At 64.3% G+C, this 11,924-nt stretch carries 9 protein-coding genes; all 9 read right to left on the bottom strand.

Annotated elements, in window-relative coordinates; all coding sequences use genetic code 11:
- Window positions 1-15: 15 nt before the first annotated feature.
- A complete protein-coding gene (locus QMO14_RS01725; protein ID WP_301503877.1) occupies window positions 16-1,281 on the bottom strand; it encodes a lipopolysaccharide biosynthesis protein in 1,266 nt (421 codons plus the stop codon).
- A gap of 4 nt (window positions 1,282-1,285) precedes the next feature.
- On the bottom strand, window positions 1,286-2,563 hold the full coding sequence (locus QMO14_RS01720) for a hypothetical protein (RefSeq protein WP_301503876.1): 1,278 nt from the start codon (window positions 2,561-2,563) through the stop codon (window positions 1,286-1,288).
- Window positions 2,560-3,645, bottom strand: a complete 1,086-nt coding sequence (locus QMO14_RS01715) for a glycosyltransferase (protein ID WP_301503875.1) — start codon at window positions 3,643-3,645, stop codon at window positions 2,560-2,562. Before QMO14_RS01715 ends, QMO14_RS01720 begins: the two co-directional genes overlap by 4 nt.
- A 21-nt stretch (window positions 3,646-3,666) precedes the next feature.
- Complete coding sequence (locus tag QMO14_RS01710; RefSeq protein WP_301503874.1) at window positions 3,667-4,815, bottom strand: polysaccharide pyruvyl transferase family protein; 1,149 nt, start codon at window positions 4,813-4,815, stop codon at window positions 3,667-3,669.
- Entirely contained in the window at window positions 4,812-5,906 is a 1,095-nt protein-coding gene (locus QMO14_RS01705; RefSeq protein ID WP_301503873.1) for a hypothetical protein, read from the bottom strand. The genes QMO14_RS01710 and QMO14_RS01705 overlap by 4 nt, the downstream gene beginning before the upstream one ends.
- 125 nt (window positions 5,907-6,031) lie before the next feature.
- Window positions 6,032-6,811 (bottom strand): sugar transferase, encoded by a 780-nt coding sequence (locus QMO14_RS01700; RefSeq protein WP_301503872.1) that lies wholly within the window; start codon window positions 6,809-6,811, stop codon window positions 6,032-6,034.
- Between the two features lie 281 nt (window positions 6,812-7,092).
- Window positions 7,093-9,354 carry a polysaccharide biosynthesis tyrosine autokinase gene (locus QMO14_RS01695; protein WP_301503871.1) on the bottom strand — a complete coding sequence of 754 codons (2,262 nt, stop codon included), beginning with the start codon at window positions 9,352-9,354 and terminating at the stop codon, window positions 7,093-7,095.
- Window positions 9,351-9,806, bottom strand: a complete 456-nt coding sequence (locus QMO14_RS01690) for a low molecular weight protein-tyrosine-phosphatase (RefSeq protein WP_301503870.1) — start codon at window positions 9,804-9,806, stop codon at window positions 9,351-9,353. The genes QMO14_RS01695 and QMO14_RS01690 overlap by 4 nt, the downstream gene beginning before the upstream one ends.
- Window positions 9,803-10,981: a polysaccharide biosynthesis/export family protein gene (locus QMO14_RS01685; RefSeq protein ID WP_301503869.1), complete on the bottom strand. Its 1,179-nt coding sequence runs from the start codon at window positions 10,979-10,981 to the stop codon at window positions 9,803-9,805. The genes QMO14_RS01690 and QMO14_RS01685 overlap by 4 nt, the downstream gene beginning before the upstream one ends.
- Window positions 10,982-11,924: the final 943 nt, after the last annotated feature.

Raw genomic sequence — 11,924 nt, 5'->3', positions numbered from 1 at the left:
CCGGCCCTGCGGGCTTCAGGCGCGTTGCTCCCCGTTTTCCCCGCTAGCCCCATTTGCCCCATTTACCCGCATCAGGAAGAACAGCCAGCCGACCATCAGCGCGGCCATGCAGGCGAAGCCCCAGGTCATGGCGTGGATGGTCTGGATGTAGGAGACGGGCCGTCCGGCCGCGAGCATCGCGATGGCGAACACCACCGCGCCGACCACCGAGCACAGCAGCAGGGCGCCGGGCTTCGAGGCGGCCCTGAAGCCGGTGCGCAGGCACATGGTGAGGCCGAAGATCGCGGGCGCGTAGAAGAAGGGCGAGAAGTCCATGCCCCTGTAGTTCGCGCCGAAGGCCAGCACCACGAGGTGCGGCCCCAGCAGGCCCAGCGCCACGCCCACGGCCTCGGCGACCGCGAAGCCGAGCAGCACGAAGCCGGTGAAGTCGCGCAACGACTTCCTCCTGCGCGCTGCGTCCGCCGACTTCCAGCTGGCCGCCAGCTGCGGCAGCAGGTAGTAGCCCAGCGCCGACAGCACGTACTGCATCGGCAGCAGGAAGGTGATGTAGATCTTGAGCAGGCCGCCCTGCTCGGCATCGGCCGAGGAGCCCAGCAGCAGGATGGCGCCGCCGGTCATGATCCAGCTCATGAACTGCGAGAGGCTGGCCTTCCAGCCGTAGGCCATCGATTCGCGCGTCGTCAGGCCCTGATCGTCCTTCGCGGCCGGCAGCGGGAGAACCGTGTGGCGCGTGTTCGCGAGCACCAGATAGAGAAACGGAAGCTGCAGCACGGAAACCAGCAGCAGCGCTTCCTTCCAGCTCGCGGGCCGCCCGGCATTCAGCACGACGACGTAGCCCACCGCGATCAGCGCGCCCGAGACGCAGAGCACGCCATAACGCCGCCCCGCGAGCAGCAGGCTGCGCGAGATCCAGAAGATCTCGTAGCCCACGATCAGCGCCACGCCCACCCACTGCAGCTGCCCCGGGAACGCGACGATCTGCCACGCCAGGAAGCCCAGCAGCGAGAACAGCACCACCAGCGCCCACGTCAGCCATGCGGTGGAGCGGTCGGTGTAGTAACGCCGGATGAGCAGGGGCTCGTGCACCATGGCCATGTGCAGGATGTACTGGAAGCTGATCACCGCAAGGAACGCGGAGGCCACGCCGAAGTCGGTGGGCGAGAGCAGGCGGGCCAGCGCGAAGCTGAGCAGCAACTGGCTCGCGCTGTAGATGCACTGGTCGGCAACGGCATAGATGGGACCGCCGAGGCGTTTCCTGAGTCCTGACAGTCGCTGCTTCATCCACCTATCCCGAGATGGAAAGCAGGACCGGACTGGAGGTCGCCTTCACGGTGAAGCCCTCGCCCGAACGGCTGCCGCAGCTGCCTTCGCGCATCTGCGGGAAGAAGTCGACGCGCGTGCACTTCGCGCCGGCGCCCGCGGGCACCGACACGCTCTGCTCCGCGCCCTGCGTCCAGACCACGTGCAGCGTCGATTCGCCGCGGCGCAGCACCAGCTGGCTCGCGCCGCGCGCGTCGTCGTAGGAAACCTTCCGCGAGTGCCTAGCGATCTTCAGGAACTCGGTGAGCGCCGAGTAGGCCTCCTTCTTCTCGCCGGCCTTCGACTTGATGCCGAAGTTGTCTTCCTTCGAGAAGTACGACTGGCCGCGGTCGCGCCACGAATAAAGGTTGAGCAGCTTGATGCCGGCCGCCGCGTTGATCAGGTACTCCCTGAAGATCAGCGAGGCCTGCGCGCCCTGGTTGCGCACGGGCATGTACGAGGCATAGCCCCATTCGGAGGCGACGATGCCCGTCTTGTTCAGCTGGCGCTTGTCGAGCTGCGCGCGCAGCTTCTGGTAGTCGGCCAGCGCCGTCTCGGGCACGGAGCGGTAGGGGTGGATGGAGATGTCCGTCAGGCAGTCGCTGCGCGCGGCCGAGACGAAGGCGTCTTCCAGCTCCGAGGGCACCTTGCCTCCACCCCCGCCGCCTCCCCCGCCGACGAAGGGCAGCTTCGCGAAGCCGAAGCCGACGATGATGTCCGGCCGGATCTGCCGCTGCGCGAGCCTCTCGCACAGCGCCGAGGTGGCCGCGCCGAAGTCGCGCACCAGCGCGGGCTGCAGGAAGGTCTTGTTGTCGGGCTCGTTCCACACTTCCCAGACGGCGACGTCGGCCGAGTGCGCCTTGATGAAGTCGGCCGCGAAGTCGGCGAAGCGGTCCTCCTTGCTGCTGCTCCTGTCGCCGCCGCGCATGTCTGCGGGCTCGTGGCCCCAGATCTCCTTGCCGCCGAACAGCGTGACGATGGCGTTGAGCCTGGCCTTGCGCACGCGCTGGATCAGCTTCGGATAGTCGGTGAGCGCCGGGTTCACGCTCCTGATCGGCGGCCGCACGCCGAAGCGCACGAACTCGAAGCCGGCGGCGCGGATCTCGTGCAGGTCGTCGTCGGTGATGGTCGCGGGGTCGATCTGCACGCTCAGCGAAACCGGGTATTCGGAACTCAGGGTGCCGATGCCTCGCGCCTGGGCCGGGCCGATCGACGCGGCCGCGAAGAGCAGGGCGCCCAGCAGGCTGGTGATGGTCTTCCTCATGGCAGTACCGACTCCTTGTACAGATCGACGATGGCGGTGTTCATGCGTTGCGAAGTGAACTTCTCCTCGAAGATCCTTCGCCCGGTCTGCCCCATCTGGCGCAGGGTCTCGATAGGCATGCGGTCGATCTCGCGCAGCATCTGGTCGATGTGCTCCAGCGCGAAGAGCCGGCCGCTGCGGTCGTTCTCGACGATGTCGACCAGGCCGCCGACGGCCGATGCGAACACCGCCTTGCTCCTGGCCATGGCCTCGACCGCGACCAGCCCGAAGCCTTCCCAGCGCGAGGGAACGACGATGGCGTCGCAGGACTGGTAGACCGCGTCGAGCGCGTCCTTCTCGAGCCAGCCCTTGAACTCGACGCGCTCGGGCTGCGCGAGCTGCAGGTCCTTGCGCACCGCGTCGCCGACCACTATCAGCCTGAAGTCGGGCCGCACGCGGGCGTAGGCGTCGAGCAGCAGGTCGATGCCCTTCTGGCGGTCGAGCCGGCCGACGAACAGGATGGTCCGCGGCGCGGGCTTGCCGGCGTCCGCGGGCGGCGGCGGCTCGGGCGCGGGGGCTGGCGCCGGGTTCACGGAATCGATGCCGTTGGGAATGCAGGTGCAGCGCCTGATGCCCGACTCGGCCGCGATCCGCACCTCGTGGCGGCTGATGCAGATGATGGCGTCGCTGCGCGAGGACAGCAGCCGCTCGATCCAGCGGTAAGCCGACTTCTTGTAGCTCGACGCCGCCTGGTCGAAGGCCCAGCCGTGCGAGCAGTAGACGATCTTCACCTCGCGCGGTATCTGGCCCAGCAGCGCCATCGAGCGCACGATGCCGCCGGCGATCGAGCTGTGCAGGTGCAGCACCGAGGGCCGCTCCGACTCGATGATCTTCTTCACCCGCTTCGCATAGCCCACCAGCGAGAGCGGGCTGCGCGCGGTGGGCACCACGTGCGCGCTCTCGGGGTTCAGCCAGTCGACCTGCCCCGGCAGGATGAACTTCACCTGGCTGATCTCCGGCGAGTTGCGCTGGAAGTTCGAGACGATCCGGAGATAGGTCTCCAGCCCGCCCTTGAGCGTTTCCGCGACGTGCAGGACTTTCATGGCTTCTTCGCTCCTCGCTGCTCAGATCATTGCGTGGGTGCCGGCGATGACTTCGGCCTGAAGCTCGTCCAGCCGGCGCGGGTCGTTGCGTTCCCGAAGCAGGTTCAGGACGGAGGCCTTCAGCTCGTCATGGCGCGGCGAGAGGCCGAACAGGAACTCGGTGCGGTTCGTGAGCCGGAAGAAGGACTCGACCTTCTTGTCCCAGTTCATGCCGATGGACGGGATGCTCAGGCTGTAGGCCACGATGTTCGCGTGCAGCCGGTGCGCCGCGATGCAGGAGCAGGCGCTGATCAGCGTGACCAGGTCGTCGGGGCGCTTCGGAACGGCGAAGGAGAAGTCGTCGGCCGCCGCGGTGCGCTCGGAGATCTCGGCGAGCACCCGGTTGTCCTCCGCCGCGCCGTTCGTGAAGTACAGCACCCGCGCGCCCTCGGCCCGCAATGCCTGCGCGAGCCCGGAGAAGAATTCGGCCGAACCGCCGGCGCGCTTGCCCCCGTATTCGGAGTTCATCACCAGCGCGTCGAGGCTGCTGACGCAGATGCCCACGTCCCACTTCTTCTCGGGCGAAAGCTCTTCCGAGAAGGCGCTCGCGCAGACCAGCGCCGGATCGGGCACCACGCTGATGCGGCTGCGCGGAATGCGGAAGTACGCGTGCAGGTTGTTGGCCGAATCCGCGTCGCGCGTGGCGTAGTAGACCGGCGCGGCGTTCTGGAAGAACTTGCCGACCAGCAGCTTGCCCCAGAACGACCACTTGGCGGTGACGCCCACCGAAACCACCGCCACCCTCTTGCCGCGCAGCAGCCTGCCCAGGAAGAAGAGTTTCGAGGGGAAGTTCAGCGCCACGTCGCAGAAGAGCTGACCGCCGCCGATCAGCACCAGGTCGGCATCGGCCACCGCCGCCTGCCACTGCCGGCGCCAGCTCAGCAGGTAGTTCTTCAGGCAGTAGGCGAAGACGATGGCGCTTCGCAGCAGCGAAGGCAGCTTCCGGAAGACGCCGAAGGCGCCGCCGCCACGCAGGTTGGATTCGTCGAAGCCAGCGCGCCCGGCGATGTCGAGGAACTCGACCTTCGCATCCGGGTATTTCATGGCCGCGATGTGGGCCAGCGAGGCCGCGATGACGCCGTCGCCCAGGTTGTCGCTGAACGGCACCGCGCAGATCAGGATCTTTTTCATCTTTGAATCAGCCTTTTATTTCCCGCGACCTTGATGGCGATCAGATAAAGCATCACGGAGGTCAGATGCCGGGTGAAACTGCCGAGGTCCGGTTCGAAAATCAATTGAACGAGGATGTGCGCGACGAAAAGGCTGCCGAAGAAACGGGGCTCGAATTGCGTCGGATCGCGCTTCGACCATCGCCGCGCCTTGTAGAGAATGAGCAGCATTGCCGCGATCATCAATTGCATGAACGCGTCGCTCGGTGTCTGGAAATAGAGCACGGGCGTGATCAGCACCGTTGCCGCGTACACGTAATTCACCAGAAAACCGGGGCCGGTGGCGGGCGAGGCGATATTGGTGAAGGCCGTGCGATTGTCGCTGCCGATCTGCTCCGCATAGGCATTGGACGTGTCGCGGGGCGATTGCAGCGTCTGCAGGATATTCGAGGGCGCCGCCATGATTGCGCCAGCGGCCAGAATTGCGGCCAGGAAATGGTATTTGAGCGGCCGCCGCCAGAGATAATGGACGGCGAAGAACGCGCCGACGATCAGCAAATAATAATTCCGGACGAAAACGCCATAGATTGCGTAAAGCCCGAGAAATGCGCCGACGGTGAGGAATTTCGATGTGCGGAAATAGATCGTCGTCACCGTGATGCACATGGTCATGATGAGCACCACCGTCTCCTTCGACGGCGCGAACATGTTCAACATGATGCAGGGCGCGATCAGCAGCAGTCTGGAGAAGAAATCGCCGGCCCGGCGGATATTGCGCGTCGCGAAGAAAAGAAAGATCGCGCTGCTGATGCAGGTGAATACGTCGAGATTGTCCGAGCCGATGATGCTGAAAAGCGCGGCCGTGACGGCGAACGAATTGTCCATTTCGTCCGTGCCGCCGTAATTCAGGATCTCGAGGATCTTCGCCGAGTCCACGCTCCATTTCTCGGGAAGCATTTCCCGGAAATACGCATAGATGATCACGTACACGAACACGATCAGCACTCCGGCAATGGAGTACTGGTTGAAGCGGCGCGTGCCTCTTCTTCCTGTTGTTGCCATGGGGGCCCGTGCGGGCGCGGCCGGAGCTGGAATGGCGTGGCTCATCCGCATGATGTGGATTCCAATCCGATCATTTCCAAAGCGAAGAAAGGTCCGTCCGGCCCTGCGGCGTGGACGATGTGAAAGGCGTACCCCGGCCAATGCGGCCGGAGCCGATCACCCGGGACCGGCGGAATTCACCGCGACCCGTGACCGGCGGCAACCACCCAGATGGTTCTGAAGAAGATGTCCACGTCCTTCCCGACGGAAAGGGTTTCGACATACCTCACGTCGAGCGCGACGCGTGCGTTGTAGGTCAGCTGGTTGCGCCCGCTGACCTGCCAGAGGCCGGTGATGCCGGGTCGCACCGCGCAGTAGTGCGACCAGCTGTGGCCGTAGAGCTCCTTCTGCTCCAGCATGCAGGGGCGGGGGCCGATCAGGCTCATGTCGCCCATCAGCACGTTCCAGAATTGCGGCAATTCGTCGAGGCTGGTCTTGCGGATGAATTTGCCGAAACGGGTGATGCGGGGGTCGTGGTCCAGTTTCTGGTATTCGTCCCACTGCCGGCGTGCCTCGGGGTTGTTCTTCAGGTGCTCTTCCAGCACCTGGGCCGAATTGGCGATCATCGAACGGAATTTGTAGAAGCGGAATACGCGTCCGTTCTTTCCGTAGCGCGGCTGGTAGTAAAGCACCGGCGCGCCCGAACTCGCGAAGACGCAGAGGCCGAGCAGCACGAAAAGCCAGCCGAAGGCGATGAAGAAGAAAAGCGCGGCACTGATGTCCACCGATCTTTTTGCGGCCTTCAGCAATGGCGAATGGTCGATTCCGGATTGCGAGCCGCCACGGGACATATCGCCGCCTGCGTCGGAAATATCCCAGCCTTGCGATACGAGCGATTCTTCGGGGTGGAGATTTCCCATCGGGGTTTTCCATCCGGATTTGAAGCGCGACAAGATTTCCCGTCGAAATGCTTTCATTTTTGACGCACCTTTCCTCATGCGGGCAAATGCCCGCAGATCCTCGGTTATGGCCTTGTGTTTTTGGCCGACACTACCCGCACAAATGCCTCTTTAGTGTCTGCGGTGCAGAAACTATTGCGCGGCCAAATGACTTGATGAAGGCAATACCAATGAATTAAATATCATTTGTAGTGCCTTTTCATTCTGAATGCTATCTGAGTATCTAATGAGTATTTAAATCGATGCGGGAAGTTGAAAGCTCACCGCATGATTTTGAATTTAACTCCAATTCAGACGGTCTAAGTTGAATCCCTGTTGGTATTGTATGTGTATTGCAACTGCTTGTAAGCGCCGTATTTGTAACCCCCGCTTCCGGCGTGGCGGCGGGTTAAATCAATAGCATTCAGAATTACGCCATTTACGCTTCTGCCCGCATGGGCGAGCCTTCTGACGGTTTCGTTCAATTCGCCGAGCTGGGTTTTCCCGGCGCGCGCCACCAGCAGCAGGGTGCTTGCGAGCGGCGCCACCGAGGCGGTGTCGGCGGCCACCAGCACCGGGGCGGTGTCGATGACCACCAGGTCGTACAGCGGCGAGAGCTTTTCCAGCACCTGCACGAAGGACTCGCTGGTGAGCAGCTCCGCCGGGTTCGGCGGCAGCACCCCCGTGGTGATGATGTCCAGGTTGGGCAGCACCGCAGGGCGGATGGCCTGCTCGAGGCTCAGCGTGCCGGCGATCAGCTCCGACAGCCCCGCGGATCGCGGGATCGAGAAGAACTGGCTGACCCGGCCCTTGCGCAGGTCGGCGTCGACCAGCAGCACCCGCTTTCCGGTCGCCGCGCTGATCGCCGCGAAGTTCACCGAGACGAAGGTCTTGCCCACGCCCGGCGTCGCGCCGGAGATGAGCAGGCGGTTGTTGGTCGCCTCCAGCATCGCGAACTGCAGCGCGGTGCGCAGGCTGCGCAGGCTTTCCACCGCCGGGTCTTCGGGCTGCAGGTGCGCGAGCACGTGCTTGCCGACCGCCTTGTTCTCGATGTTCCTGTCGATGGTGCGTTGCGCGGCGCTCAGCGGAACGCTGCTGTAGACGTTGAGGCCGGTGTGGCTCTCGATCTCGCCCGGATTGCGGATGCCGCCGAAGAAGGAACTCCGCGCGATCGCGGCGCCGAAGCCGGCCGCCAGCCCGAGGACCGCCGCCAGCACGATGACCAGCGGTTTCTTGGGCCACACCGGCTCTTCCGGAACGATGGCCTCGTCGAGCAGGCGCACATTGCCCACCTTGCCCTCCTTGGCCAGCCGCATCTGCAGCGAGCTGTTGAGCAGCGACACGTAGAGATCGGTGTTGACCTTGATGTCGCGCTGCATGCGCACCGTGTTCTGCTGCAGCTCGGGCATCTTGCGGATGCGCGCGTCGACGGTGGCCAGCGCGCTCTTCCACGCGGCGACCTGCGCATCGAGCGTCTGCACGCTCGGGTGCTCGTTCGTGAAGCGCGAGGTGAGCTCGCGCCGCTTCTGCTCGGCCTCCAGCAGCTTGGACTGCAGGTCGACCGTCTGGGCCAGCGCGTTCCTTGCCTCGTCGTCGAGGCTGACGGTGCCGTTCTGGTTGCGGTAGCGGTTGTAGATGTCTTCGGACTGCTCGAGCTGCTTCTTGAACTGGGGCAGTGCGCCGTCGAGGAAGCCCAGCGTCTTCTCGGCCTCGGCCGCCTTGCGCTCCATGTTCTGGCGCACGTAGAGCCGGCCGACCTCGTTGAGCAGCTGCGTCAGCTTCTCGGCATCCGGGCTCTTCCAGCTCACGTCGAGCACGCCCGACTGCTTGCCCTTCTCGACGACCTTGAGCGCGTCCTGCAGCGCCAGCAGCGTGAGCTGCGTGGAGGAACGCACCAGCACGAACTGCGCGCCCGGCCTGGCCTCGATGCTGGTGACCATCAGGCTCAGGCTGCCGTTGGGCATGCCCGGCACCTTGGCCTCCATCAGCGTGCCGATGCGGCCCTTCATCGGCGTGTCGATGTCGGGGTTGCTCAGCTCGTACTGGCCATCGGTGCCCAGCGTCAGCGTGAACTTCTTGTCCTCGAAATCGGAGGGCACGTCGAACCGGGGCACGAGGATCTTCTCGGTGCCCGTCACGTAGCCCGACAGGCCCATGAAGCCGGGATCGGACAGCCCGGTGGCGCGGCGCGCGAGCCAGGTGCCCACGAAGGGCGCGTAGCGCGGCCGCGCGCTGATGTAGAGCCTGGTGTTCTCCACCGCCTTGCCGAGGATGGCGCGCGAGCGGAGTATCTCGATCTCGCCCGCGGCCGGCGTCTTCACGCTCAGCAGCGAGGAGGCCGCGTCGCCGAGGAAGCTGCCGGCGGAATTGCCCGAGTCCTCCACCTGCACCGCGAGGTTGGCCTCGTAGACCGGCTTGCCGAGAAGGGCGTACGCCGTACCCAGCAGCACGGCCGCCACCGTGATGGCCGCGACCAGCCAGCGGTTGTCGATCAGGATGTCAAGGTACTCGGCCAGGTTGATGCCATCGCCATCCTCTTCCATGGCTTGCAGCGGCAGCGCGGCTTGCTGGGTTGCGTTCATGTCGGTTGCTGCTCGGGTTTCGTGATTTTCAGAATGCGCTCGATCCACGCGCGCGCGCCGGCATCGATCAGCGCCAGGGCGTGTTCGAACGCAGCCTCGTCTTTTCCGTAGGGGTCGGGCACGTCCTGCCCCTCGAACTCGGCGATGCGGAACACCTTGCCGCGCACGAAGGGATAGGTCGACTCGAGATGGCGGCGCTGCTCGCGGTCCATCACCAGGATCAGGTCGGCCTGCCGGCACAGCAGCTGGCTCACCTGCTGCGCGACGTGGCCCGAGATGTCGATGCCGCGCAGCTGCATGAGCCTGCGCGCGGTGGCGTCCGCCGGCCGGCCGACGAGCGCGCCGGTGCCCGCGGAGAACACGCGCAACTGCGGCAGTCCCGCTGCGAGCAGGCCTTGCGCCATCGGGCTTCGGCAGATGTTGCCGATGCAGACTGTCAGCACGGCTCTCATCGGTGGTTCATGTAGACACGGTCGCCGATGTCGAGCACCTGCGCCGCGGGAAGGATCAGGCTGGCCACGCGGTTCCAGCTGGCCAGCGGCACCGAGTCGATGTAGACCACGTCGCGCGGCTGCAGCGGAAAGCGGTCGGCCAGCGCGAGCGCGGCGGGGTTCTTCGCGTTCAGGTGGAAGACCGAGGGCGTGCTCTTCGCGTCATCGCTCTCGCCGTTGCGGTTGTTCCGCACGACGTAGATCTGCCCCGTGTTCGCCGTGCCCAGGTTCGCGCTGCCGGCCTCGCCCAGCGCCTCGTTGAGGCTGAGCCTGCCGTTGTGCATGTTCAGCGCCGAGGGCTTGAGTACCTCGCCCATCACGAACACCTTGCTCTCGTCGCGGTTGCGCACCTGCACCACGTCGCCGTTGTGAAGCGGGATGCGGCTCGCGCCCACGCCGATGTCCTGCAGCTTCGGCAGGTCGATGAGCGTGGTCCTGTCGCCGCGCGTGAGCGTGATGAAAGAGCGGTCGCCCGCGGCCGTGATCCCGCCCGCGCGGTTGAGCGCCTCGGCCAGCGTCATCGGCACGTCGGTGAAGATCTGCAGCCCCGGCGAATTCACCTCGCCTTCCACGAAGGCGCGGCGGCTTCTGAAGGACTGGATGCGTACCGTCACCTGCGGGTCCTTGATGTACCTGGCGATCTGCCTGGCGATCAGGTCGGAAGCCTCGATCTCGGTAAGGCCCTGCATCTTCACCCGCCCGATGTAGGGAAAGCTGATCTGCCCGGTGGCGTCGACGATGAAGCCGGGCGCCACGCTGATGCCGGTGGGGTCCACCTGCTGCGAGATCACCGCGCCGGCGTGCGGCAGCAGCTCCGGATGGTCGTAGACGATGACGCCCACCACGTCGCCCGGCCCGATGGTGTAAGGCGGCGCTTCGCCGAACAGTGCCTTCACGTCCGGCGGCACCGCCGTCGGACGCGCGTCGGACATGGCCCTGATGAGGCTGGGCGAGATCGGCACCAGCCCGCCCTCGGCCGGCATGCCGTCGGCGGACAGGGCAGGCGGCGGACTCTGGTCGGGCTCGTAGGCCGCCACCGAGCCGAAGCCCGGCGCGCAGCCCTGAAGCGCCAACGCCCCGGCGAGGGCGGCACTCCAACCCGTCAGGTACAGGTAGCGTGACAAATGGAACTCCATTGCGAACTTGGTAATTTCAAAAACTGCGATTGCATATGCAAACCCCGAGCCCGATTTCCGGCCGATTGCGCCGGTTAATTCCTTTTATTGACAGAAGGCTTATTCCGGGCAGTCGACGCTTTATCGGCAGGCCCGCGGAAAAGAAATTGTCGCTGCCTTCGCGAGCCCACTTTTTGGTGGAGTAGACGAAATAGTCGTGTCTTTTCGTGCCTCGACCACGTCCGCCACAGGGGTATGGTCCGGCACGTGCCCGAAGGGGCACTCTTCATTGGGAAAACAGGGGTGGAGTGCTCATTTCGCAGGCTTTGCCGCGAAACAAAAAATGCAACTTATTAATTACGTCAACCAGATGGGAGATTGTGGTTTCCGGTCCACAAAGTCAGGTTCCATAGGGTTTTTGATATTGCATCTAATTTTGTTAAAAAATGTGTCCTGGTAGGAGCCGGCTGACAAGCCGTGGGCTGGGAGCGTCAGTCCGCCTTCAGGAGGCATCGGACGGCGACCGCAAGGCATCGCTGTCGCGAGTGGCGCCAGAGCGGCCTCGCGGTAGGTTTTTCTGATTAATCCGGGATTTGAACGCCCCGTGCCGGGGCCAGAAGCACCAAGCGCGTGCAATGGTGTTCCAGAAAGCCAAGGAATGATTTCAGGCTAATTGGCCCGGTATTCCGTGCGGGTTTGTGATTTTGCGGCACGAAGCACCCGCTTGTAGTGCCTTTTTATTTATTCAATTCCGTCGCCCGGAATATGTTGCATATTTCGAGCATTGAAACAGCCTGCGATTTGCCGCGAAGCCGGAACAAGGCAGAAAAAAGAATTCAGCAGCGGCCAGGAACGGCTGATCGAGGCGCGAATCCGGGGAAAAATACTGTGCCGGATGCCGGCGAATTGAATGCGAATGTTTCTGTGCCGTGGGGCACGGCGGGCCCGTTGCAGGCCCGCGGCT

The organism is Variovorax sp. CAN15 (genome assembly GCF_030462475.1).
GTDB lineage: Bacteria > Pseudomonadota > Gammaproteobacteria > Burkholderiales > Burkholderiaceae_C > Variovorax.
Note: the sequence above shows the minus strand (reverse complement) of the source record. Positions and strands in the feature narration are given on the sequence as shown.

Excerpts from the sequence above, each read along its gene's own strand:
- QMO14_RS01695 (WP_301503871.1), bottom strand. The coding sequence starts at position 9,354 with ATGAACGCAACCCAGCAAGCCGCGCTGCCGCTGCAAGCCATGGAAGAG.
- QMO14_RS01720 (WP_301503876.1), bottom strand. The coding sequence starts at position 2,563 with ATGAGGAAGACCATCACCAGCCTGCTGGGCGCCCTGCTCTTCGCGGCC.
- QMO14_RS01715 (WP_301503875.1), bottom strand. The coding sequence starts at position 3,645 with ATGAAAGTCCTGCACGTCGCGGAAACGCTCAAGGGCGGGCTGGAGACC.
- QMO14_RS01690 (WP_301503870.1), bottom strand. The coding sequence starts at position 9,806 with ATGAGAGCCGTGCTGACAGTCTGCATCGGCAACATCTGCCGAAGCCCG.
- QMO14_RS01710 (WP_301503874.1), bottom strand. The coding sequence starts at position 4,815 with ATGAAAAAGATCCTGATCTGCGCGGTGCCGTTCAGCGACAACCTGGGC.
- QMO14_RS01685 (WP_301503869.1), bottom strand. The coding sequence starts at position 10,981 with ATGGAGTTCCATTTGTCACGCTACCTGTACCTGACGGGTTGGAGTGCC.
- QMO14_RS01705 (WP_301503873.1), bottom strand. The coding sequence starts at position 5,906 with ATGCGGATGAGCCACGCCATTCCAGCTCCGGCCGCGCCCGCACGGGCC.
- QMO14_RS01725 (WP_301503877.1), bottom strand. The coding sequence starts at position 1,281 with ATGAAGCAGCGACTGTCAGGACTCAGGAAACGCCTCGGCGGTCCCATC.
- QMO14_RS01700 (WP_301503872.1), bottom strand. The coding sequence starts at position 6,811 with ATGAAAGCATTTCGACGGGAAATCTTGTCGCGCTTCAAATCCGGATGG.